The 22,034-nt window shown below is 66.0% G+C and carries 22 protein-coding genes, 1 tRNA gene and 1 pseudogene; 16 read left to right on the top strand and 8 right to left on the bottom strand.

What is annotated here, in order from left to right; all coding sequences use genetic code 11:
- The first annotated feature begins 25 nt into the window (after positions 1 to 25).
- The 3 genes from DBR36_RS03415 (at position 26) to DBR36_RS17195 (ending at position 1,542) form a co-directional block, all read left to right on the top strand.
- Positions 26 to 658 carry a hypothetical protein gene (locus DBR36_RS03415; protein ID WP_108317573.1) on the top strand — a complete coding sequence of 211 codons (633 nt, stop codon included), beginning with the start codon at positions 26 to 28 and terminating at the stop codon, positions 656 to 658.
- Positions 588 to 962, top strand: coding sequence for a hypothetical protein (locus tag DBR36_RS03410; protein WP_146185197.1), 375 nt, complete (start codon positions 588 to 590; stop codon positions 960 to 962). Before DBR36_RS03415 ends, DBR36_RS03410 begins: the two co-directional genes overlap by 71 nt.
- Positions 963 to 1,032: 70 nt before the next feature.
- Positions 1,033 to 1,542, top strand: coding sequence for a hypothetical protein (locus tag DBR36_RS17195; protein WP_146185196.1), 510 nt, complete (start codon positions 1,033 to 1,035; stop codon positions 1,540 to 1,542).
- A 297-nt stretch (positions 1,543 to 1,839) separates the two neighbouring features.
- Here the strand turns inward: DBR36_RS17195 and DBR36_RS03405 are convergent, their stop codons facing one another.
- Entirely contained in the window at positions 1,840 to 2,229 is a 390-nt protein-coding gene (locus DBR36_RS03405) for a hypothetical protein (RefSeq protein WP_108317571.1), read from the bottom strand.
- A 38-nt stretch (positions 2,230 to 2,267) separates the two neighbouring features.
- Entirely contained in the window at positions 2,268 to 2,804 is a 537-nt protein-coding gene (locus DBR36_RS17190; RefSeq protein ID WP_146185195.1) for a hypothetical protein, read from the bottom strand.
- 138 nt (positions 2,805 to 2,942) lie between these two features.
- Between DBR36_RS17190 and DBR36_RS03395 the strand changes: the two genes are divergently transcribed.
- On the top strand, positions 2,943 to 3,587 hold the full coding sequence (locus DBR36_RS03395) for a signal peptidase I (RefSeq protein ID WP_108317569.1): 645 nt from the start codon (positions 2,943 to 2,945) through the stop codon (positions 3,585 to 3,587).
- 120 nt (positions 3,588 to 3,707) lie between these two features.
- Here DBR36_RS03395 and DBR36_RS03390 read toward each other — a convergent pair whose 3' ends face one another.
- Together DBR36_RS03390 and DBR36_RS03385 are read right to left on the bottom strand one after the other, a co-directional pair.
- Positions 3,708 to 6,263 carry a DEAD/DEAH box helicase gene (locus tag DBR36_RS03390; RefSeq protein ID WP_108317568.1) on the bottom strand — a complete coding sequence of 852 codons (2,556 nt, stop codon included), beginning with the start codon at positions 6,261 to 6,263 and terminating at the stop codon, positions 3,708 to 3,710.
- On the bottom strand, positions 6,263 to 8,392 hold the full coding sequence (locus DBR36_RS03385) for a site-specific DNA-methyltransferase (protein WP_108317567.1): 2,130 nt from the start codon (positions 8,390 to 8,392) through the stop codon (positions 6,263 to 6,265). Before DBR36_RS03385 ends, DBR36_RS03390 begins: the two co-directional genes overlap by 1 nt.
- 318 nt (positions 8,393 to 8,710) lie before the next feature.
- On the opposite strand from DBR36_RS03385, the gene nucS reads away from it, so the two are divergent.
- From nucS to DBR36_RS03360, 5 genes are all read left to right on the top strand, one after another.
- Complete coding sequence (gene nucS / locus DBR36_RS03380; protein ID WP_108317566.1) at positions 8,711 to 9,406, top strand: endonuclease NucS; 696 nt, start codon at positions 8,711 to 8,713, stop codon at positions 9,404 to 9,406.
- Between the two features lie 394 nt (positions 9,407 to 9,800).
- A complete protein-coding gene (locus DBR36_RS03375) occupies positions 9,801 to 10,889 on the top strand; it encodes a helix-turn-helix domain-containing protein (RefSeq protein WP_146185194.1) in 1,089 nt (362 codons plus the stop codon).
- Positions 10,890 to 10,899: 10 nt separating this feature from the next.
- Positions 10,900 to 11,592 (top strand): HAD hydrolase-like protein, encoded by a 693-nt coding sequence (locus DBR36_RS03370; RefSeq protein ID WP_108317599.1) that lies wholly within the window; start codon positions 10,900 to 10,902, stop codon positions 11,590 to 11,592.
- On the top strand, positions 11,585 to 12,775 hold the full coding sequence (locus tag DBR36_RS03365; protein WP_108317564.1) for a hypothetical protein: 1,191 nt from the start codon (positions 11,585 to 11,587) through the stop codon (positions 12,773 to 12,775). The genes DBR36_RS03370 and DBR36_RS03365 overlap by 8 nt, the downstream gene beginning before the upstream one ends.
- Positions 12,776 to 12,814: 39 nt before the next feature.
- Positions 12,815 to 14,878, top strand: a complete 2,064-nt coding sequence (locus tag DBR36_RS03360; RefSeq protein ID WP_108317563.1) for a bifunctional lysylphosphatidylglycerol flippase/synthetase MprF — start codon at positions 12,815 to 12,817, stop codon at positions 14,876 to 14,878.
- Positions 14,879 to 14,933: 55 nt separating this feature from the next.
- On the opposite strand, the gene DBR36_RS03355 is transcribed toward DBR36_RS03360, so the two are convergent.
- Entirely contained in the window at positions 14,934 to 15,140 is a 207-nt protein-coding gene (locus DBR36_RS03355; protein ID WP_056225145.1) for a cold-shock protein, read from the bottom strand.
- Positions 15,141 to 15,461: 321 nt separating this feature from the next.
- Between DBR36_RS03355 and DBR36_RS03350 the strand changes: the two genes are divergently transcribed.
- The 5 genes from DBR36_RS03350 (at position 15,462) to DBR36_RS03330 (ending at position 18,879) form a co-directional block, all read left to right on the top strand.
- Complete coding sequence (locus tag DBR36_RS03350) at positions 15,462 to 16,109, top strand: GntR family transcriptional regulator (protein ID WP_108317562.1); 648 nt, start codon at positions 15,462 to 15,464, stop codon at positions 16,107 to 16,109.
- Positions 16,110 to 16,118: 9 nt separating this feature from the next.
- Complete coding sequence (locus DBR36_RS03345) at positions 16,119 to 16,322, top strand: hypothetical protein (RefSeq protein ID WP_108317561.1); 204 nt, start codon at positions 16,119 to 16,121, stop codon at positions 16,320 to 16,322.
- A gap of 4 nt (positions 16,323 to 16,326) precedes the next feature.
- Positions 16,327 to 17,634, top strand: coding sequence for a sensor histidine kinase (locus tag DBR36_RS03340; protein WP_108317560.1), 1,308 nt, complete (start codon positions 16,327 to 16,329; stop codon positions 17,632 to 17,634).
- Positions 17,631 to 18,326, top strand: coding sequence for a response regulator transcription factor (locus tag DBR36_RS03335; RefSeq protein ID WP_108317559.1), 696 nt, complete (start codon positions 17,631 to 17,633; stop codon positions 18,324 to 18,326). The genes DBR36_RS03340 and DBR36_RS03335 overlap by 4 nt, the downstream gene beginning before the upstream one ends.
- A 229-nt stretch (positions 18,327 to 18,555) precedes the next feature.
- Positions 18,556 to 18,879 carry a hypothetical protein gene (locus DBR36_RS03330; protein ID WP_108317558.1) on the top strand — a complete coding sequence of 108 codons (324 nt, stop codon included), beginning with the start codon at positions 18,556 to 18,558 and terminating at the stop codon, positions 18,877 to 18,879.
- A gap of 81 nt (positions 18,880 to 18,960) precedes the next feature.
- On the opposite strand, the gene DBR36_RS03325 is transcribed toward DBR36_RS03330, so the two are convergent.
- The 3 genes from DBR36_RS03325 to DBR36_RS03315 all read right to left on the bottom strand — a co-directional run bounded on the left by DBR36_RS03325 (position 18,961) and on the right by DBR36_RS03315 (position 20,959).
- On the bottom strand, positions 18,961 to 19,830 hold the full coding sequence (locus DBR36_RS03325; protein WP_108317557.1) for a CHAD domain-containing protein: 870 nt from the start codon (positions 19,828 to 19,830) through the stop codon (positions 18,961 to 18,963).
- A gap of 108 nt (positions 19,831 to 19,938) precedes the next feature.
- Entirely contained in the window at positions 19,939 to 20,205 is a 267-nt protein-coding gene (locus DBR36_RS03320; protein ID WP_108317556.1) for a GlsB/YeaQ/YmgE family stress response membrane protein, read from the bottom strand.
- Positions 20,206 to 20,875: 670 nt separating this feature from the next.
- Positions 20,876 to 20,959 (bottom strand) — tRNA-Leu (locus DBR36_RS03315).
- A gap of 152 nt (positions 20,960 to 21,111) precedes the next feature.
- On the opposite strand from DBR36_RS03315, the gene DBR36_RS03310 reads away from it, so the two are divergent.
- A complete protein-coding gene (locus DBR36_RS03310; protein ID WP_108317555.1) occupies positions 21,112 to 21,849 on the top strand; it encodes a DUF3662 and FHA domain-containing protein in 738 nt (245 codons plus the stop codon).
- Positions 21,846 to 22,034, top strand: a pseudogene (locus DBR36_RS03305) (FHA domain-containing protein); the annotation flags it as partial. The gene DBR36_RS03310 and the pseudogene DBR36_RS03305, both read left to right, overlap by 4 nt.

Genomic DNA, 22,034 nt, shown 5'->3' with positions numbered 1-22,034 from the left:
CACTACCTAATCGAAAGAAGAAATCATGTCGAACAACACCAACACTGCAACCAAGATCAAGACCACCATTAACGACCTCATCAAGCTTCCGGTGCGGAAGCTGTTCCCGAACGATCCCTCGAAGCTTGCTTGGACGATCGACCCGGTAGTGACGGCAGCCGAGATGAAGGTCAAGCACCGCGCACTGTACGCCAACCTCAAGGGAACCGAACGTCGTCGGAAGGTGGCGGAGTGGGAGGACGCGGAGACCAACTTCGTGATCGAGAAGCCGACTGTAGAGGCCATCGAGGAGGCGACCGAAGTGATCGATGACTTGAACTCTCGTGCGCGGTCCAGCTACGAAGCACGACGTGTGATGATCGTGCTCAACCTGGCTGGGGAGCCGTCCGAAGAGGACATCGATGACGTGCGCTTCGCACTCGGTTTCTCGCCGGAGAAGCTGAAGCAGGCCATCACCACTGGGACCATGAAGGACGACGCTGGCGTGGTTGTCAGCAACGGTGTGCCCGCCGAGGGAATCTCGGAATCCACCATCGCCTACCTGAACCAACTGATTCAGCAGGGGAAGGACGAGGCGAAGCACCGCCGTGAGCAGGCTGCCCGGAATGCGGCCGAAAAAAGCCGCCAGGAAGTCGCAGCGCTGGAGGCGTCTTTCTGAGGAGCTATCTGAGGCTTTGAGGGACCACACCTCAGCACACGGAGTCCAGTACGTGCTTGGAGAGTCCGAGCAGATCGACTGGCTCTACGAAAGCCTCTGGGGGCTCGTCCTCGAACAAGCCCCCGACTTCGTGCCCATCACCGATGACATTCCTTCGGAGTACATCGATCAGATCGAACGAGACAACAGGGTTCGAGAACTCATTGAACAAGCGGTGGAGGAGGAGCGTCACTACCTCACCTACCGTCAAGAGAAGAGAATCAGGAAGACGAAGACGCTCACCTTCCTCGCAACACCAGAGTAGGAACCGTCAAGGGGCGGGCCGTCGAGCCCGCCCCAACGATCCGCAATCCATACCAATCGAAAGGCAGAACATGAACAACGAGAGATCACAAAAGCGAAGCGGCGACCCACGAAAGCGTTGTGAACAGGAGTGGCAGCGCGAAGTCGACTTAGCAGGAACCTCCGTAGGCTCGACCTTTGCAGAAGCCTGGTCCCCCCACCTCACAACTGATGAGCAAGTGTCCCTCTTCGTGGAGGTCAACTTCTTAGCTGAAGCACTACACGATTCACTCGACGGCGAGCACTTCATCCTGGGCATGGGATGGACTCGCAGTGAGTTGATCGTTGACCTCGAATGCGAGGATGGCCAACTTAAACGGGTGGGAGTAGAACTCCCCGAGAGCAGTCAGTTGAAACGTGCACTGAACCTCACGACGGTTCAGAATCATCTACTCAACCCGCTCATTGACGTGATTCACTTCATGCTTGTGAGCCTGACAGGTGATCCCCAGAACGTCCGCAACTTCCGCAGAAGGGGCGGAAACACTCGAATGCTGAATCACCTCCCCTCCGCTCAAGAGTTGCAAGGCGAGGCAGCATGAGCCTGGGACCAAGCGAGCAGTTCACAGTGCGGGACGTGATCGAAGATCTGAAGACGCTCCCCCAAGACTCACCGATCTACTTCCATCCACCCAATAGCGACGAGTCCACTTGGGAATGGCATTTCTTCGGCGTTTACACCACAGCTTAGGCAAGGAGTAAGTGAACTCACGTGTTCAAGCGGACTGAGTCAACTGTCCGAACTCACCCAGCAATAACTAGGACAAGAGGCCACGAGCTTAGTTGCTCGTGGCCTCTTGTCGTTTCGGGACACAGCCCGTTCCGCCTGTGATGCTCGATCAGGCTTCGATACCGAGCACTGCTTCAACTATCTCAGTGGCATACAACCTACGAAGATGCGTGATGGCAATGCTCATGGCCTCATCGAGATCGCCTACGTCCTCGAGGATCCCGTCCACGATCTGCCGTATCTGCGGTACGTGCGCTTCAGTGTCGAAGTTCCCTTGCGCCCATTCATAGACCCAGTTCCATCGAAAGTAGCTTCCGTCCTGGTCCACTTTCGGGTCTCCAAAGCGAGACAAGCCATGGACGACTTCATCTTCCGAGAGCTCGGTCGCGTCCGCGATGCCACCGACCGGGAGCCAGCCGGACGCCCTGCGAAGAGCCAAGACCTCGTCGAAGGTCGATGTTTGCTCAGCGGTGACGGGGCGCTCCTCATTGACAGTCATGCTGTGAGCCTATCGAGCGCCCCTCCCTTGGCTTGTGGTCACTGCCTGAAGTAAGTAACAGGGCCGACCGCGTTGTAGAGCCACAGTCGGTCCCGTGAGGGGTCATCGAGGTAGACAGCTTCTTCGGCTGTGGTGGCGGCAGAATTGATTAGCCAGAAGGGCGTGGGCGTGTCCGCAGGGCAGTACAGGACGTGCGCTCCCTCGTAGGTGTGATGCGACACCTCTGCTTGGAAGCAGCCGTAGGCCGCTCCCGTGTCTTGAATCACGTAGTGCTCGCCCATCTGGTCATAGGTGCTGTCGTAAACGGTGAAGCACAGAGCCTGACTGTCGGTGCACCACTCGCCGTCAATCTCGTTCCAAGACCATGGCGGCGGGACATCCTCAACGGGTGGAACGTGTTCAGGAGTCACCGTCGCGGTGGCTGCCGGTGTCGGAGTAGCTGTCGCGGTCGCTACCGGTTGCGGTGTGCTGTTCTTGCTCTCCGGTGACGCAGCCTCAGCGACCGTACAACCGGTGAACAGGCTCGTTGCAATCGCGGCGACGCCAATGGCTCCCCAAGTTCTGGAAATTCGCATTTCTTCTCCCCATGAATCAACGCGATAAGTTCCAGCGCCGTTTTGACGCCGCCGCGTGGATGGCACATTAATGGGCGAAGTCGACACTCGCGAACAGCACGCGTTAGAGAGAGGTTCATAACTCACAAAGGAATCACCATGACTACTCTCGCCGCACCCTCCTCCGTCGCAAACAAGCCTCGTAAATCACGCGGTCTCATCAAGAAGAGCTTCGATGGCCTTCTCTGGGTAATCGCTGCTCTAGCAATTCTTGCTTGCTTCTCTACTTTCTCCTTTGGATGGGGACCTAAGCAGGTAGTGAGCGGTTCGATGGAGCCCACAATCATGACCGGCGAATGGACCTTCAACGTGCCTGCGAACATTGAAGACGTGGCTGTTGGAGATGTCATCAGCTATGACAACGGCCAGGTGGATGTCACGCACCGACTGGTAGCCGACAACGGTGACGGCACGTTCATCGCTCAGGGTGACGGGAACGGTACACCCGATACGACCGCCGTCACCGCTCAGAATCTTCGAACCAAGGCCATCCACGTACTTACGCCCGAAGAGGAAGAGAAGCTGGAGTTCGTGGTGCCATCGGTTTTCTACAAGAGCGAGGTTGTTGATGCGCTCGTTGACGGTGACTGGGATCGATTCAAGAACATCGAGAATAGCGTTCCGTGGGGCTTCCTGACTTTCGTCGCCGGAGTGGCACTGTGGATAACGGTCTCCACTGTGATCAAGCTCGTTCGACTTGGTATCCGCCTAATCCGTTGGATAAAGACCCGTCGTAGACGTTGACAGCTCGCGATCTGGACCGCTTGAGGTCAGGGTGACGTGATGATGCGAACTCCTCGGGTTTGGCGCGGAGGCTCGATCCAGTGACCTTTGACGACAGTTCAACCGTGACCGCCACCAGCTTCAATAGGCGACAGCCCACCTACGGTAGGCGAAGTCCGCGTCCGACTCCTCGAGAACCTTGGAGCGCACATCGGAGCTTGTGAAGTCGAGGACACGAAGCTGCCCGTCGACTCGTGAAATGGACTCAATGCGATGGAACTTGTCGCCGTAGACCTCCGCATAGCGAGCCATGCCGTGAAGTTTCCAGATGGAGTCGGGAAGCCAGTGGCCGTGCGGGTCGACAATGTTCGCGCGCACTCCTTCTTCGCTGTCCACGAAGAAGAGGAAGTCGGGTCGAAGTGTTCGCCAGTCTCCGTGGCGGTCCTGATAAGCGATGCTCATAGAGTCGCGGCCACCCGTCGGATTGCGGTACCAGCCGAGGAGGTTCCCGTGCTCCGCCTCCGCATCCAACACAGCGAGTTCATCGGGGTTGAGCTTGCCAACGGGGAACATGCCTTCCTCGTCGGCGAGCAGGTGGAGCGGCCGGCGTTCCAACATCTGCTCAGAGTCACCGACGCCGCGCTTCGTCTCTTCCTGACGGTTCTTCGGCAACGCCATTGAGATGAGCTGAGGGTCGGTGCTCATGGCTGTGATTTCCGCATAGAGACTCTGCCGTGATTCAGAGAGATCCTTAATTGCAACTCGATGCTTTGACAGCCACTCCTGCGAGATCGCGTCAGCTGCTGTGTCCAGCGCTGGTCTCGTCTGCGGGAGCATTGCCAGCGCCGCGACGCGGACGTTTGCGTCGCGGTACGCGTCTTCGTCTTCAGCATCATCAGCAAGATGTTCGACATACGTCCGGGCGATGTCAGGAGTGATCGTACGGGCACCCGAACGATAGGCATCCTGGATTGCACGGTCATCGGCGACCTCTGTCCACGACTCATCACGACGAAGACCGTGGCGAGCTTGACCCCGAACAGTACCTCCAGCGACCGTGCGAACGTCCTCTTCCGCCTTCTCTAGGTCTTTCGGATACTGTGCGGCTAGGCCGTTCAGAACTCCATGCAGGCGCTCGTGAGCAAGCTTCCCCGCGTCCGGAACAAGCCGATCAGCCGCGAGGGCGTGGGCAAGCGATGTGAGCCTCTTGATCGGGTTAGCGTGCTTGCGCGGAAGCGTCTCAGCGGGCAAGGCCGCGAACAGTTCCCACACTTCATCGGGGATAGCTGCGTTCGGCGTCATGATCTGAGGATCGATGAGTATGCGTTGTCCCGTGCCCTCATCCGAGTCCATGAGGTCACTGCCCATAATCTTTTCCAGGACGAGACTGGCAGTGGCCTTGTTGAAGCGAGGCAGGATGCACTCAACACTGTTGAGGAGATCATCGCCTTCGATGCGTCGGGCAAGGGGGGTCCGGATCATGCGTCCGAGGAGCTGCGTGATGTGGGTCTCATCCTTTGCCGGACGGAATGACACCATCACCTCCGCACGCGGGCAGTCCCATCCGGTACTGATCGCATCCTTCGCGAGAAGCACTCGGATATAGGAAGCGTCCTGCACTCGTTCCGGTGACACATAGGGCACGCTGTGCGGTCCGAACATCTGAGCACTGTGATCGCCAAACACGTGGGCGATTGCATCAGACTCAAGCTCAGGCCACTCGTCTCGAATCACGTCGATGGCGGACGCGACTTCCGCGGGGGACGGCTTGTTAGGCACCTGGAGCACCATCAGCGGCTTGATGGCCTCATCGCCCTGCTCCTTGGCGTAATTCGCCCAAGCATCGGAGAGTGACTTCACCTTTCGCACGCCTCGGCGCAGAAGCACCGTGTTGAAGTCTCCCGTCTCCGCCGGGAAGTCCAGCACGATGTCATCCTTCAGAAGACCGGACTCCTGAATGCGGACGGGGTCGACTTGTACGGTCCCCAGGTGAACGCGGTTGGACTGGACCTCCGCCGCACTCATCGCTTCCTCAAAGCGCTGAACGGTGGCGGACACGCCCCAGACGATGGGCACAGGCGGAACCCCGCTGTGGCCGTTGATCAACCGCTTGACGATGGTCGGGGTATCTGAGGGACGCTTGCCCATTCCACGGTGCGCCTCATCGAGAACCATGTAAAGGGTGAGGTCATCATCCTCGATGGTGCTGCGTAGCGTGTCCCAGAAAGTGAAAGGAACTGTATCGGGATGCGACTCCATACCGGACAAGGTATTTGCGTCATCGTGACCACGGACAAGAAGACTATTCTTCGAGAGCTTTGAGGTGTTCAGGAAGTACACGCGACCTGCTTGAAGCTTCGAATAGCGGAACGGGTGCTCGACCGTCACCAAACGATTTCGGAGGCGATCTGAGGCCTGTTCCAGGCGATGGCGAGTCTGCTGGTTGAGGGCAGGATCGTCACTAAACCAGAGGACGACTGCTCCCGGATCGGGCACCACGTTGAACTCGTCGTTGCCCCAGAACAACGCTTCGATGACCGCGGCGGCCATCACTGTCTTACCTGCTCCTGTCGTCGCTGTCAGGGCTACGGAAGAGACACGCTTGCTGGCACTCCGGTAGAAGTCGCGTGCTGAGGCAAGCTCTCGGAGGGTATCGCCGACCGCGTCTGACTGGTAGTCCTTCAGTGTAAAGCGCATCAGAAGTCACCGGTGCTTTCGCAGTTGCGGAGGTAATCCTCATAGAGCCGAACCGTCTCGATGCGTTTGAGCTCGCTCGCGACTTGCTGGTAACGCCCCTCATCATCCGTCACCACGTAGGCAATCCGAAGACCCTCCCGCCCGTTTAGCGCTTCGATGAATTCAGCGGTCTGATCAAGGTCGCGAAGGATGCCGTAGCTCTCGGCAACAGCCCAACCACCCTCAATGGAATCGATGCGCTCACCGCGGGCTCCGGCACGGAGCCAGAGCATTGGTGCGATGGCAGCGAAGGCACGGTCAGTGCTCACCATAAAGGGCGATTCGTAGGTAAGAGTGAAAAACGCTGCGTTCTCCTGGAAGCCCTCCGCCATTGGGAACTCATCCACAAACTTGTAGTCGCCCTTGATCAGTTCATTATCAGGGGTCCTGCCTGTGATGGCGGCACGTATGCGGGGCTTGGTGATCTGCTCGCAGATTCCGTGGCGCTCCCACTCTGCGTCACCTGGTCGCAAACCACCGCGGCGGAGAGAAGCTTGCTCGTCGGCCGCGACTTCATTGTTCGTGACCGAGATGCACTGGCGGCGACCGTTGTCCTGCTTGTTGAGCCGCATGACTGCGTGAGCGGTCGTTCCTGAGCCTGCAAAGAAGTCAACAATGACCGCCTCTGGCTTGGACTTCACGTAGAAGCGAAGGGCGTCCTCCACTGCGAAGAGCGACTTCGGGAACGGGAATCGGCGCCCTGGCAAGAGCTGCTGTAGGAGGTTTGCTCCCCATCGCGATGCATCATGTGACGGTAGAGTCCACATCGTCTTTGGTGTTGCTCGCTTTGCTCCCGAGCTGTACTGAACTATCACTGAACCCTTGGCGTCGCGTCCGAGGATCTCGATCTCTCCCGACTCGATTGACTCGACCGTCCCGCCCTGCAGGTAAGCGAAGGAGTGACGACCGGCGCGCGCGTTGTAGGGACCGACCTTGAGGTATCCCTTAGCAATGAGCTCGCGGCAGGACTCTGCAACAGTTCGCCACCTCCCATCTGAACCGTCGGGACGTTTTGGCGGCCATACGGCCCGCGTACCGACCGGGGTGGGAACGGTGGTCGGGTCCACATCCCAGCCGACAGCGTCGCCAACACTGTGCACGGTCTCCGTCTCGACATCTACAAAGATGGGGAAGAAGGCTCCAGGGCTCTTCAATCGGCTTGCGTTAGCCCCATATCGGGCAAAATCCGCCCAGCGAACGGTACGGTCCATGCTGACATCGCTCGCCTCCTTGTCGTTGTCGATCATCGAACGCGACCACTTCGTAAGTTCTGCGTCACCGAACACTACGAAGAAGATGTATTCATTGACCCGCGAGAACTCCGCTGTTCCCGAGGACGTTCCCTGTGGATTAATCTGCGTAGAGACCATCTGAATACGGGCGTTCGGAAAGGTTTGCTCTAGGAGCAAGCCCAACCGCAGGAATTCTTTCTCGTCGATGGTGACGATCAGGACGGAGTCGTCGGGGTTGAGTAGTCTTTTGGCCATCTCGAGGCGGCGCTGCATGAAAGCAAGCCATTTTGAGTGGCGATAGAGATCGTCGCCCTCGACATAGTCGTTGTTGTACTTCCAATCTCGCGCACCCGTGTTGTAGGGAGGATCGATGTAGATGGCGTCAACCGCGCCCTCGTGCGTGAAAGTCAACTGTTCAAGTACGTGAAAATTCTCACCGTTGATGACTGTGTGGAACGGCTTACCTTTGCCGTTTTCCACCACGCCATCAGCACGAAGACCCGGATAGATACGATCTCGAAACTCCGCCACAAGGATCAAATCGTCGAGTGCAACGTGGGCGGTCTCAAGGCCATCGCCAGCCGGAGTCGTGATGTGAGCTTCGGCCCCATCAAGCGACGTAACGCGCCAGAGACGGCGGTCACCACGGGAAGTGTCTCCTCGTCGAGGCAGCACACGTACCTTGCTGCCCTTACGGATCTTGTGGCCAGCGAGTTCCACGGCCTCTGGCGCGTGGCGCTCAAAGTTCAAGCCGAACGGCAGGCGCTTCTGAAGCGGCTGGATCTCTTCCTCAAGGTCCTTCGCGAGCTGCGGATCGAGCTGACTGGCAGCACGCAACAGATCCGACAGTCGCGACATCTCAACCCCTTTGCCTAACGAGAAGGAGCCCGCCATCCGTGCTTGCGCACGGCGCGAACTCTCTCTCAGCTTATCGATCCTCGCTACTTGATACGAAGCCGCTCAAGCGTCGGGCGCGGCGGGATGCGCCGCGCGGAAGGGGGCTGGCGTCTCAACTAGACGAAACGCGCTGGCTCGCGATCTGGACCGCTTGAGGTCGGGGTGACGCGGATGATGCGACCTTGACGAGTTAGGCGCGGAGACTCGATCCTGTGACCGCCAGCGACACGATGAATGCCGACGACGGCGATCGATCACGCATCTTGGGACAATAGGAAGGTGCGCCTCGTCATTGCCCGTTGCTCCGTCGACTACTCAGGTCGGCTGAACACGCATCTCCCCCTCGCAACCCGTCTCATCATGTTGAAAGCGGACGGCACGGTTGCGTTCCATCGAGACATACAATATTCGCCACTGAACTGGATGAGCCCGCCCTGCAGCTTGACCCGCGAGCAGCCCGACGACGTCGACGTCGAGGACGGCGTGATCGAACGGTGGCGCGTCACCCACGCCAAGACGGGCGACGCCCTGCTGGTGCGCATCCACGAGATCGTGCACGACACCGCTCACGACCTCGGAGTCGACCCGGGCCTGATCAAGGACGGCGTCGAGGCCGACCTGCAGCGTCTGCTCGCCGAGCAGGTGTCGGTCGTGGGCGACAACCTGACCCTCGTCCGCCGCGAATACCCCACCGCCATCGGGCCCGTCGACCTGCTGCTGCGCAACGACGACGGCAGCGGAACGGTCGCGATCGAGGTCAAGCGCCGCGGCGACATCGACGGCGTCGAGCAGCTGACGCGCTACCTCGAGCTGCTCAACCGCGACCCGCTGCTCGCGCCGGTGACGGGCGTGTTCGCGGCGCAAGAGATTAAGCCGCAGGCGCGCGTGCTCGCCACCGACCGCGGCATCCGATGCATCACCCTCGACTACGACGAGATGAAGGGCGTGCAGTCGGGCGCTCCGCGCCTTTTCTGAGCCTCGGACCGGCATCCGGATGCCGCCGACCCGGCGCGTGCACCCGAAGCGAGCCGACCGCGCGAGGACGCAGGGGCGCCCCCGCACGGCCGACGTGTGAGCGGCCGACGTCCGCGTCGGCCGGAAGAGGAGTGGGCGGGGTCTCCGCCCCCCGGAGACCCCGCCGATCGCGGCATCCCCCGAAGCCGGATCCGTCACCACCCGAACAACGGCGACTGGCTTCGACGCTAGATCGCCCCGCGCCGACGCACCCGGCCGGAAGGCCGATCCGGACGCTTCCGGACGCTCGGACACGCGCCGGACGCGCCCCGGCGAGCCGTCCGCACCCGCGGATCCGCTCGCTAGAGTGGCGCGAAGCGGACGACGCGGGGGCGAAGTCGCGTGAGGGGGAGACGTGACTGTTGTGCCGACGCCGGATGACGAGCCGGACTCCCTGGATCGGATCGCCGCGGATCTCGTCGCCCTCAAGGACGCGGACGGCTGTTCGTTCGCGCAGCTCGGTCGCCGCATCGGGGCTCTGCGCATCGAGCGGGGCGTCCCCGCCGAGGCGGCGTCGCCGCCGCGCAGCACCGTCTACGACGTCTTCCGTCCGGGCCGCACCTGGATCGACACCGCGCTCCTGCGCGACATCGTCCGCGCTCTCGGCGCCGACGAGGCCGAGGCCGACCGCTGGGTGCAGCGCAGCGTCCGGGTGCGGCGCAGCGGCGAGCGCGCCCGCTCCGAACCGGTCGAGGCCGACCCACCCGCGCCGCCGGTGCCCGCCCGCCCCGCGACCGGGTCGACGCTGACGGCACCGGCGCCCCGGCGGTGGGTCACCGCGGTGCTGCTGGTCGGTGGCATCCTGCTCAATCTGCTCGGCCTCGCCGTGGTGCAGGCGCTTAACCTGCCGATCTTCCTCGACATGATCGGCACGGCGGCGACGGCGATCGTGCTCGGTCCGTGGCACGGTGCCGTCGTTGCGATCGTCAGCAACATGATGGGCGCGACGGTGGGGGTGCCGGCAGCGCCTCCCTTCGCGCTCGTGAACGTGGCCGGGGCGCTGGTGTGGGGCTTCGGCGTGCGGCGCTTCGGCATGGGCGACGACATCCGACGCTTCTTCGTGCTGAACGTCATCGCCGCCCTCGTGTGCTCGGCGATCGGGGCGCCGATGGGGCTGCTGGTCTTCGGCGGCTTCTCGGGCCACGGCTTCGACGCGGTCACGTCGTCCATCGCCACGATGGGCGTGCCGCTGATCGCCGCGGTCTTCTCGGCGAACGTGCTCACCTCGCTCATCGACAAGCTGTTGACGGGGTTCATCGCCCTCATCATCTTCGTGTGGCTGCACGGGGCACTTCACCTATGCGCGGCCCATATGCCGTTGGTGGAACGTTTGAGTCCGCCCTCCCCCGCCCTCGACGCATCGGGCCGACGCGCGGGCGGATCGACGCGTTCCGGTCGCGCCCGCACCCGCACGGATCGACCCGGTCGGATGCCGCGCCGGTAGCGTGGTGCGCATGCCCGCACGCTCCCCCTTCTCTTGCGTCCTGTGGGACGTCGACGGAACGCTCGTCGACGCCTCGGAGGGCATCCTCCGCCGACTGACGATCACTCTCGAGCACTTCGGCCGGAAGCCGCCGACGCGGGGGGAGCTCTCGCGCTGGATCGGCCCGCCCATGTTCGAGTCGTTCCAGGTCAACGTCGACATGACGTCCGAGCAGGCGACCGAGGCCGTGGCCTTCTACCGCGGCCTCAACCGCAGCGAGGGCTACACCGTCAGCGCGCGCCTCTACCCCGGAGTGGCCGACCTCGTCCACGACCTGCACGCCACCGGCATCCCGCAGTCGACGGCGAGCTCGAAGCCCGAGGTGCAGGTGGTCGCGCTGATGGACCACTTCGGCCTGGCCCCCTCGCTCGAGGCCACGGTGGGTGCGTCGCTGGACGAGCGCGCCCTGTCGGCCAAGTCCGACATCGTCCGCGAGGCGCTGCGCCGACTCGAGGCCCAGGGTCTCGACACCTCGCGCCCCGTGCTGATCGGCGATCGCCATCACGACGTCGAGGGCGGACGGGATGCCGAGGTGCCGGTGATCTTCGTGCGCTGGGGCTTCAGCTGGCCCCACGAGGCCGAGGGCGCCCAGGCGGCGGTCGACGACATCGATCAGCTGCGCGCGCTGCTGCTGGTGGACGCAGAAGTCGCGGTCGGTGACTGAGGTCCCCTGGCTCGTGCCCGTGGCGGTCGCCCTCGGCGTGGTCGCGGTGCTGGTGCTCGCCGTCGTCGTCGCCATCCGTGTCGTCCGACGCTCTCCGGGCATGCGAAACGCGGCGAGCGCCGCGCTGGCCGAGGCGATCGTGGCGCTGGGTGAGCTCGACGACGCGGTCGACGACCTCGATGTCGCGTTCGAGGCGCTCGACGCGACGGACGCGAGCGATCTGCCGGCCGACCTTCGTCGTGCACGGGCGACAGCCCTGCGGACGCGGGACCGGGGTTTCGCCGATGTCCTCGATCTGTCGGGCGACACCTCGGTCGCGGCATCGCGCCGCGATCGTGCGCGGCAGCTCGCTCAGACGTTCCGCACGCAGACCGAGCGCGTCCGGGACGCTCGTACGCAGCTGTCCGCGTGGGCCCGGACGCACCGCGAGGCCGCCGACCTGCGCGCGGCCGCGTTGCGGCGACGCGATGCCGTCGTCGTCGCGTCCGGTGACCCGGCCCCCCTGCTCGCGACCCTGCGGGAGCGATTCGACCCCGCGGACCGTAGCGAGGCGGAGCGGGCGGCGGAGGCGGCATCCCTCGCCCTCTCCGCGGTGGACGCCGCCCTCGAGCACGACGACGAGCAGCACCTGATGGTCGCGACGCGGGCGCTCCGCCGCGCGGCGCGCTGCCTTCGGGCCGTCGAGGACGAGCACCGCATCGCCCTGCAGGCGGCCGAGAACGCCGCCGGCGAGATCGCCGCGGCACGCGCCGAGATGACGGATGCCGACACCGCCGCCGCCGCTCGGCCCGAGGCCGGCGCCCCCGACGCGACAGCGCGCCTGCGCACCGCGCGCGACGAACTCGACGCCGCCGCCACCCGGTCGGTGCGCCGGCCGCGCGAAGCGGTCGCCGTCGTGGCCCGTGTCCGTGCCGAGCGCGACCGCGCGGTCGGTGAGGCCCTCACCCCGCGCCGCCGCGTCGAGGCCGCGCGTGCCGCACTTCCGGGAACCCTCGCCTGCGCGCGGGCGGCACTGGCCACCGCCGAGGCACGAGATGCGGCCGATGGCATCCACCCGCCGATCGCGCGGCGTCTGCAGCTCGAGGATGCCCGGCGACGCCTGGCGGTCGCGCGGGCCGAGACCGACGCCGCGCCGGCGCTCGAGGCGGCCCGCGCCGCGTGGCGGGCCCTGGCCGACGACTGACCCTGCGGCGCGACGCGGGTGTGCCCTATCGTGGGCGGCATGGGGCGGGACGGTGCGGCGGTGCGGCTGCGTCTGCTCGTGCGGCGCGTTCCGGTCACCCTCGGTCTCGGCGTCGTGCTGCTGCTGGTCGGGGTCGTCTCGGGTGGACTGTGGACGCCGTTCGAGGCATCGGATGCCTTCGTACAGGTCGCCTACGGCCTGCCCGCCTTCGCGGAGGGACGGTGGTGGACCCCCTTCACCGGGACGTTCTTCGTCTCGCAGCCGTGGGTGTACCTCGCGGGCGTCCCGGTGCTGGTCGCGATGGCCTTCCTCGAATACCGTCGCGGCTCCCGGGTCACCGCGGCGCTCTTCGCGATCGGTCAGCTCTTCTCGGTACTCGCGGCGGCGGGCCTGCTCTGGGTCGGCGCGCTGCTGCCCTGGTCGTGGGCGCAGGAGCAGGCGACGGCCCTCGACGTCGGCCCCTCGGGCGGGATGTTCGCGTGCGTGGCCGGCGCCCTCGTCCTGCTGCCGTCGCCCTGGCGACTGCGCGCGTGGACGGTCTTCATCGCCGTGCTGTCGGTCGCGTTCATCTACTACGGGTCGCTGCCCGACCTCGAGCACGTCCTCGCGGTCGGCCTGGTCCTCGCCGTCGATCGGTCGCTGCGTCCGCAGCGGGTGAGCGTCCGCGAGCAGCGACTGCTCGCCTTCGTCATCGTGTGCGCGCTGGGCGCGATCGAGATCCTCGGCTACGTCGCGCCGATGACCGGCCCGTTCGGCTACTCCGCCTCCGTCTCGGGCTCGTGGGTCGACGTCGCCGTCAACACCGCCATCGTGCTCGTCGTCGCCACGGCGCTGCGTCGCGGGCGCCGGTGGGCGTGGGTGGTGGTGCTGATCTACAGCGCGCTCAACCTCGCCCTGATCGTCCTGCTCATCGGCATCCTGGTCCTCATCGGCGTGACGGGCCTCGAGGGTGACCTGGATGCCGACGTCACCAGCGTGCTCGCCTCGTCGCTGCTGTGGGTGCTGGCGTCGGTGTACTTCGTGCTCGTGCGGTCGGCGTTCCGCGCCCGCCCCCGGGCCACCCTCGGCGACACCCCGGCTCCGGACGGCGACGCCGTGAAGGACGAGCTGCGCGCCTCCGGCGGCGGCACCCTGTCGTGGATGACCACCTGGGAGGGCATGACCTACGCCCGTTTCGGCCGCGGGATCGTGGCGTATCAGCGGCGTTCCGGCGTCGCCCTCGCCCTGGCCGATCCCCTCGGTCCGGCGGACACCCGCGCCGACACCGTCCGCGCGTTCGTCCGCGCTGCCGAGACCGCCGGTCTCGCGCCCTGCTTCTTCAGCGCCGGTGCCGAGACCCTCGACGCCGTCCCCGAGGGGTGGCGCAGCATCGTCGTCGCCGACGACACCGTGGTCGACCTGCCGGGTCTGCGCTTCACCGGCAAGGCGTGGGGGGCGGTGCGCACCTCGCTCAACCGGGCCGAGCGCGAGGGCATGACCTTCCGTCTCTCGCGGTGGGATGCCGAACCCTGGGGCGTCCGCCAACAGCTCCGGGCGATCTCCGAGAGCTGGGTCGGCGACAAAGGCCTGCCCGAGATGGGCTTCACGCTCGGCACCCTGCACGAGGCCGGCGACCCCGAGGTGCGTCTGGCTCTGGCCATCTCGCCCGCGGGCGACGTCGACGGGTTCCTGTCGTGGCTGCCGGTCTACGGCGAGGACGGCGTTCGCGGATGGACGCTCGACCTCATGCGCCGACGGGACGGCGGTTTCGGACCCGTCATGGAATATCTGATCGGCTCGTCGGCCCAGCAGTTCTCCGCCGAGGGAGCGCAGGTCATGTCACTGTCGGGTGCGCCCCTGGCGCACGAGTATCCGGTGGATGCCGGGGTCATCGCCGATCTGCAGACGCGCCTGGCCGACATCCTCGAGCCGGTCTACGGCTTCGCCTCGCTGCACCGCTTCAAGCAGAAGTTCCACCCGCGCTACGAGACCATGTACCTGCTCTACCGCGACGAGGCGGACCTGACCCGCATCGGCGCAGCGCTGACGCGGGCGTTCCTGCCGAACGCCACCCTGCGCCAGTTCGCCGCGGCGGGGGTCGATCTGGTGCGGCACGAACGATGAACCCCGACGCATCGTCGATGCGCCGGGGTCCGTGCCGAGGAGGGTCGGCGGAAGATCAGAGGGGGCGGATGTTCTCGGCCTGCAGGCCCTTCGGGCCCTGCGCGACCTCGAATTCGACGCGCTGGTTCTCTTCGAGCGAGCGATAGCCGCCGGACTGGATCGCGCTGTAGTGCGCGAAGACGTCCTGGCTGCCGTCATCGGGAGCGATGAAGCCGAAGCCCTTCTCCGAGTTGAACCACTTGACCGTGCCCTGCGTGCTCATGGTGATGCCGTTTTCCGCTTGAGCCGGCACCGTGCGCACCGGACTGTGAGCCCCACGGTAACCGCGATGGCCTGTCCGCGCACGACTCCGTGACATAAACGTTGCGTGTGGTGACACGAGCGTTCACGGGCCCCGAGCCCATACGACGCCCGGGCTGAGCAGAGCTCGAAGCCCGGGCGTCGACGGATCCCCCCGGATATGTCACGCGAGGCGTGACGGCGATCACTTTACCGGCGCCAGACCTCTCGCGCGACACGAAAACGAAGAATCAGCCAACTCTGTCCAGGTTCTGTGATAACCAAGGGCCGTAAACTCCCGCTGATGGATGGTCGGCGTCGCGCTTCGGCCCTCGTCGACGATGCCTACCGGCAGCTCGGCGAGGCCATCGTCGACGGTCGACTGCAGCCGGGCGACCGGCTGCGCGATGTGGAGCTGGCCGTGCTCATGGGCATCTCGCGAACACCCGTGCGCGAGGCCTTGCAGCGTCTGGAACGCATCGGCCTGGTCGAGGTGGCCGCGAACCGCTACACACGTGTGGCCGCGCTGAGCGACCGTGCCCGCCGCGACATGCGCGAGTACGCCGCACACACGATCGGCGGAGCGCTGCGCGTCGCCGTCGAGCGCGCCGCGGACGACGACCTCGCCGAGGCCGCGCGACGCCTCGACGACATGCGCGACGCGCCGACATCGACGGCGTACGTCGACGCGATCCTCGGCCTGTATGCGCACGTCGTCAACGCGTCGGGCAACGTCGTCTTCGCGAAAGCGCTCGACCAGACCGACCTCGTCCTGCGCCGCAATCTCGAGGGCTGGCAGAGCATCGACGGCGAGACGCGCGCTCCCCTGTTCGCGACCCTGCGGGAGCAGATCCTCTCGCGCGACGCCAACGGTGCGACCTGGAGCTTCCTCTCCCTGCACGGTTTCGACTGGTCGCACAAGCACGCGGACGACGAACCGACCTCCGGCTAGCGTGACCGCATGCCCCGCATCGATCTTCGTGACGACGACGCCACCACCACCGAGGAGCTCCGTCAGCTCGTGGCCCGTGAGGCCGAGCGCCCCCTCTACGTCCATGTCGCGGGCGATCGCGACGCGCATGATGAATTCGCCCGCCTCGGCTTCGTGGAACACGGGCGCGACGGAGACGACGTCGTCTACGTCCTGCCGCCGACGCTAGAGTGACGCGGTGCCGACGAGCGACGACGAACAGGACCGCGAGCCGGTCGACGCCCCGGAGTTCACGCGTCTGCTGAGCCGACCGCGTTCCATGCTCGTCTTCGTCGTGATCGTCTTCGTCGTCACGACCGTCCAGGCCATGGCGAACCCGTTCGGCGCGATCATCACGGACGATTACACCTGGGACTACCGCCTGCCCCTGGCCGTAGTCGTCGCCGTGGTGATCGCCGGGTGCGCCGCCCAGAGTGCGCTGCTGCTGCTGTCCGCGCGGGCGCCCGTCGTCGCCGTGCTCGGGACGACCGTCTGCTACCTCGGTCTGATCGTCGGAGTCGACGTCCCCCGCTGGCTCACCGGCATGGCGCTCGTGGTCGCCGTCGCCGCATTCTTCCTCGCCGTGCACCGCCGGGCGCTTCCCACGATCGCGACGACGGCGGTGGCGATCGCCCTGGCGTGCGCCGTGATGTTCTCGTACGCCGTCGGGGCCGGCCTCCCCCTCCGTGCCGCCTGGGGGTACACCTTCGCGGACGGTCTGGCCTTCGCCGCCCCCGTCATCGGGGGTGCGGCGCTCGGTGCCTGGTGGGCGGGGCGCATGCGCCGGCTGCGACGGGCCAGCGCGCAGGTCGCGGCCGCAGCCCGTGAGCACGAGGCCGAAGTCGAGCGCGCCAAGGCGCTCGAGCGCGCGCGTATCGCCCAGGAACTGCACGACGTCGCCGGCCAGCACCTCGCCGGTCTGCTGTCGCTCGCCGACGCCGCCGTCGAGATCGAGCTGCTCGACGCCGGGCAGGCGGCATCCCTCATCGAAGAGATGCGGGCCGAGGGCCGATTCGCCTCGGCGAGCCTGTACGCCGCGCTCCGCGACCTGCGCGCCGAGAGCGGATCCCACGCTGAGCCCACGCGCGACCTGCGAGCGCTCGACGACCTCGTCGCCTATTGGACGGATCGCGGGATGAGGGTGGTCCTTCGCGTCCACGCGCCCGTCGACGACGTTCCCGCGATGGTCTCGACGACGGCCTACCGCCTCGTGCAGGAGGCGTTGACCAACATCTGCAAGCACGCCGCCGGATCGGAGGCCGCCATCGACGTGCGCGTCGGCCCGAGCGTCGTCCGGGTGAGCGTCGAGAACACCCCGGGTCGCTCCACGGCCGCCGACGACCACCCCCACGGTCTGGGGTGGGGACTGACGGGGCTCGCGGAACGCGTCGAGCTGCTGCACGGCACGTTCCAGGCGGGGCCCTCACCGTACGGCGACGGGTGGCTGGTCGTCATGGAGGCACCGGTGTCGATCGACGAGGGCGCCGTACGCGCGCAGCGCGCATGACCGCCGCCGCTGCCGACATCGGCGTGCTGATCGTCGACGACAACCGCACCGTGCGTCGCGGCATCCGTCTGCGACTCGAGAACGCCTCCGGCATCCGCGTCGCCGGAGAAGCCGCGAACGGCCCCGACGCCATCGTCCGCGCTCGAGCCGAGAACGCCGACGTGGTGTTGATGGATCTGCACATGCCGGGGATGAGCGGGATCGAGGCGACCCGCATCATCACGGCGGAGAATCCGGGATGCCGCGTCATCCTGCTCACCAGCGAGGTGTCCGACGCGTTCGTGCTGGACGCCCTCGAGGCGGGCGCGAGCGGCTACCTGCTCAAGGGCCACGACAGCGACCAGCTGCTCCCCGTCATCCGCGGGGCGGCGGCGGGCACGGCGACCATCTCGCCGCGGGTCGCCCCGCGCCTGATCCGCGAGCTGCGCGAGGCGCGGCCGCTACCCGCGGCGCCCGACGAAGTGTCGTTGCTGACCGCGGCCGAGACCCGCGTGGTCGCGTTGCTCAGCAGCGGGGTGACGGCCACCGAAGAGATCGCCCGGCATCTGTCGGTGTCGATCAACACCGTGCGCAGTCAGACGGCATCCGCCCTGCGAAAACTCGGCCTGTCCGACCGCACGCAGCTCGCGCTGTGGGGCGCACGCAATGGACTGCAGCGCCGCGATCCGTCGTCCATTCGGACGAATTCCTGAGCCCGCTCTCGCTCGCGCACCGCGAAAACAGCGCGGGCCCCGCCGGCCTTCGCGCAACCCCTCTTCCTCCGGTGCGTCCAACCCGGAAGACTGCACCCACAGCGCGCGTGACGACTCCGCCGCTGACGTCCGTGCGAGGCCGGGAGTTGGGGGCGGTCTCGCACGGACGTCGCTCCGCCGTCGTGGTCGGCGCCTTGACGGCGAGGTCGACTCGTGTTGGGCTGAGGTGATGACGACGTGGGTGTGGGTCATGACGGTGGCCGTCGGTACGGCGATGTGGCTGTGGTCGATCAGGCTCACCCTGCGCGCGTATCCCGACGAGCGCATTCCTTGGTGGAGGGCGCCCCGCAAGGCTCCCGCGGCGGCCGTCGCGCTGCGCGCGATCGGAATCGCCCTCGGCACGATCGGCGTGGCGCAGACGAGCGGTCTGGTCGCGACGAGCCCCGGCGGAGCGGCGATCGTCGCCGCGGTGCTGATGAGCGCGCTCTTCCTCGCCCCCTTGTATGTCGCTCTCATCCGTCACAACGCCCGCGTCGACGCCCGCGCGACGTAAGACCTCACCTGCGCACGAGGGTGGCGACGATGGGTCGGTGATCGCTCCCCGCGTCGTCCATGTCGCCGCGTGCGCCGGAGGTCAGCCGAGCCTCTTGGTCGCCTTGCGCGCCTTCTTCAGCGCTTTCGGCAGGTGGGCCAGGTGAGCGTCCGCGCGGGTCTGCGCGTGGCGCGCGATCTCGTCGTAGGGCGCTGTCGCCTCTTGCGCGGTGAAGGCGCGGCGATGCGTTTCGACGGCCCGTTCGACGAGCAGCAGATCGTCGCGGTGCTCGCCCAGCAGTTTGTGGACCCGCTTGGCCGCGCGACCGAGCCGGCGGTTGTCGCCGCCGAGCAGCGAGGCATCGGCGGCGTTCACGGCCTCCGAGAGGTAGCGCAGGCGACGCGCGGCCTTGCGGACCTCGTGCAGGCGGTCGAGCGAGCCGTCGGAGCGACGCACCGCGCGCGCCAGACGACGAGCGTCCCGGCGCAGTAGACGGCGGAAGGCCTTTCGCGCCGAGGCATCGTCGAGGTGGAGCGTCAGACCCGCCTCCCGGACGAGCTGCCGACGGGTCTGGCCGGCCGGCGTCTCGTGCGCGTGGACGACGCGGGCGTGCAGGTGCCGGTACTCGGACCTCTCGTCGCCGACGAGACGGCGTCGTGCGTCCGCGTCGTCGATGCCGAGCTCGGCCATCACCGCCTCGGCGCGCTCGGCGCGCACCTCGGCATCCCTCGCCTCGCCGAGAATCCGCCCCCAGGGCGCGAGCGCCGCGCGGGTGCCGGCGAGGGCGGGGTCGTCGCTGAGCCGTTCGATCGAGGCGAGGACCGAGCGCAGACGACGCACACGCGTGCGGTGCTCGTGCAGCCCATCCGGTTCGTCCCGCAGTGCGGCGGCTTCAGAGGCCTCGACGTCGGCGGAAGCGGACTGGACGATCCGGCGGGCCAGGGTTTCGGCGGAGGGAGAGGCGTGCGACATCCCGTCACGTTAGAGCGGGGGATGCCGCGACGCTGCGGGGTTGACGCCCCCGCGAACGCGCAAAGGCCCGGGGCGCGGTCCAACCGCCCCGGGCCTTGTCGAACGATGTCAGCGCGCGGCGCGACGACCCACGATGAGGCCGTAGATCAGCAGGACGATGATCGACCCGCCGATGGCCAGCAGCCACGTCTGCAGCGAGAAGAAGTCCTGCAGGGGCGCGTTGAAGAGCAGGCTACCGAGGAACCCGCCGAGCAGGGCACCCACGACGCCGAGGACGAGCGTGATGAGCCAGCCGCCACCCTGCTTGCCGGGGAGGATCAGCTTTGCGATGGCGCCGGCGATGAGGCCGAGGAGGAGAAATCCGAAGAATCCCATTGTTGTGTTCCTTTCAGCGAGGATGAACCGATGCCCGCTGGAAACGGGCTCTCGTTGTATCCAGCTTCCTCTCAGCTAGCCGAAACGGCAGGTGGGTTGATTCCGGCGCGAAATTCTGGGTGTGTGACCGGACCACGTTCTCGGAACGAGGGATGCCACCACTCCATCCGGGGCGTGAGGACCCCCACGAGTCGGGACTTCCAGCAGCGCGGAGCGCTAGTTATCCACGGCATTCTCCACAGGATTCCTCCCGAGGTCACCGAGCCGAAGATCATCCCGCGTGCGGCGGATTGGCGGGCTCCAGTCGCGGAATTACGCGGGTGTAGTTTCGAAGAGAGCAACGAATGTTGCGGTTCTCCACAGCGCTGCACACAGCCGAGAGGACCTTTCACACACACTGTCCACAGAGTTATCCACAGATGTGGGGAGAACTCGGTCTGATTCGGCCGCGGTCGCCAGCTCCCTGGCGGAGTGCTCCCCACCCGAAGCGAATCTGCTGGCGCTCGCGAAGTGGGCGGCAAGGGAGGGTCGAGTGACGTATGTCGATGTCGTCCTAGGCGTCCATATAAAGATCCACCGCTGCGCGACGGCGAAGAGCGGCAGAGAGCGGCAGCACATCGGGAACGACGAAGGCCCCGGGAGAACCCGGGGCCTTCGTCTTGCTGTGCTGTGCGCGAGGGGGGACTTGAACCCCCACGCCCTTGCGGGCACTGGCACCTGAAGCCAGCGCGTCTACCTATTCCGCCACTCGCGCGAGTCACGGCACGGATGCCACGAACTCAACTTCCCGAGAATATCACGGCCACGACCCCACCACGAAACGCGGGCCCCGAAGCCCCCTTCCATCACCTGTCCAGGCGCGCTGACTACGATGTGCCTACTGGTCTGCCTGCCTGAAGGAGTCTCGTGGGGCTACTCGACAGTTTCGAGAAGGGTCTCGAACGCGCCGTCAACGGTGCGTTCGCGAAGACCTTCCGCAGTGGCATCCAGCCGGTGGAGATCGCTTCTGCGCTGCGCAGTGAGCTCGACAAGAAGGCCGTGGTCGTCACGCGCGACCGCATCCTGGCACCCAACACCTTCAGCGTGCGCCTCTCCCCCGCCGACGACGAGAAGATGAGCGCGCTGGGCTCGACCCTGGTGTCCGAGCTCGACACGCTCGTCAAGAAGCACGCGCGCACGCAGGGCTACTCGTTCGCGGGCCCCGTGGCCATCTCGATCGAGCGCGACTCGTCGTTGTCGACCGGCACGCTGCGCGTCGACTCGCAGACCACCGAGGGCCGCATCGCGTGGCGCGGTGTCGTCGACATCGACGGCACGCGGCATCCCCTCACCGGCGCGCGCACGGTCATCGGCCGCGGGAGCGACGCCGACATCACCATCCCCGACGCCGGCACCAGCCGCAAGCACGTCGAGATCCTGTGGGACGGCGAGCGCGCGATGGTCCGCGACCTGGGCTCGACCAACGGCACCACCCTCAACGGCCGCAAGGTCTCCGAGGCCGCTCTGCCGCCCGATTCGACGATCTCGATCGGCCGCACCAATATCGTGTTCCGTGTGGTGGCTCAGGCGCAGCCGCCGCGGCGCCCGTCGGCGTCCGACGCCACGCGCATCTTCGACGTCCGGGAACGGGGACCCCAGTCATGAGTCCGTTGACTCTTCTTCTTCTGCAGGGCGGGTTCCTCGTCCTGCTGTGGTTCTTCGTGTTCGGGGTGGTCTACTCGCTGCGCGCCGACCTGTTCGGCGTCAAGGTGCGCAAGCTCCCCGAGCCGGCGGCATCCCCCGCTCCGGCGGCGGCCGCCCCCACCGCGTCGCCCGATGCGGTCACCACG

This window comes from Microbacterium sp. HMWF026 (genome assembly GCF_003061325.1).
Lineage (GTDB): Bacteria > Actinomycetota > Actinomycetes > Actinomycetales > Microbacteriaceae > Microbacterium > Microbacterium testaceum_E.
This window is presented reverse-complemented; position numbering and strand designations above follow the sequence as displayed.

Coding starts and splice junctions, on each gene's coding strand:
- DBR36_RS03345 (WP_108317561.1), top strand. CDS start 16,119: ATGCCCCGCATCGATCTTCGTGACGACGACGCCACCACCACCGAGGAG.
- DBR36_RS03390 (WP_108317568.1), bottom strand. CDS start 6,263: ATGCGCTTTACACTGAAGGACTACCAGTCAGACGCGGTCGGCGATACC.
- DBR36_RS03355 (WP_056225145.1), bottom strand. CDS start 15,140: ATGAGCACGCAGGGCACGGTCAAGTGGTTCAACTCGGAGAAGGGCTTC.
- DBR36_RS03405 (WP_108317571.1), bottom strand. CDS start 2,229: ATGACTGTCAATGAGGAGCGCCCCGTCACCGCTGAGCAAACATCGACC.
- DBR36_RS03395 (WP_108317569.1), top strand. CDS start 2,943: ATGACTACTCTCGCCGCACCCTCCTCCGTCGCAAACAAGCCTCGTAAA.
- DBR36_RS03385 (WP_108317567.1), bottom strand. CDS start 8,392: ATGTCGCGACTGTCGGATCTGTTGCGTGCTGCCAGTCAGCTCGATCCG.
- DBR36_RS03325 (WP_108317557.1), bottom strand. CDS start 19,830: ATGTCGCACGCCTCTCCCTCCGCCGAAACCCTGGCCCGCCGGATCGTC.
- DBR36_RS03415 (WP_108317573.1), top strand. CDS start 26: ATGTCGAACAACACCAACACTGCAACCAAGATCAAGACCACCATTAAC.
- DBR36_RS17190 (WP_146185195.1), bottom strand. CDS start 2,804: ATGCGAATTTCCAGAACTTGGGGAGCCATTGGCGTCGCCGCGATTGCA.
- DBR36_RS03330 (WP_108317558.1), top strand. CDS start 18,556: ATGACGACGTGGGTGTGGGTCATGACGGTGGCCGTCGGTACGGCGATG.
- DBR36_RS03360 (WP_108317563.1), top strand. CDS start 12,815: ATGGGGCGGGACGGTGCGGCGGTGCGGCTGCGTCTGCTCGTGCGGCGC.
- DBR36_RS03370 (WP_108317599.1), top strand. CDS start 10,900: ATGCCCGCACGCTCCCCCTTCTCTTGCGTCCTGTGGGACGTCGACGGA.
- DBR36_RS03335 (WP_108317559.1), top strand. CDS start 17,631: ATGACCGCCGCCGCTGCCGACATCGGCGTGCTGATCGTCGACGACAAC.
- DBR36_RS03350 (WP_108317562.1), top strand. CDS start 15,462: ATGGATGGTCGGCGTCGCGCTTCGGCCCTCGTCGACGATGCCTACCGG.
- DBR36_RS17195 (WP_146185196.1), top strand. CDS start 1,033: ATGAACAACGAGAGATCACAAAAGCGAAGCGGCGACCCACGAAAGCGT.
- DBR36_RS03320 (WP_108317556.1), bottom strand. CDS start 20,205: ATGGGATTCTTCGGATTTCTCCTCCTCGGCCTCATCGCCGGCGCCATC.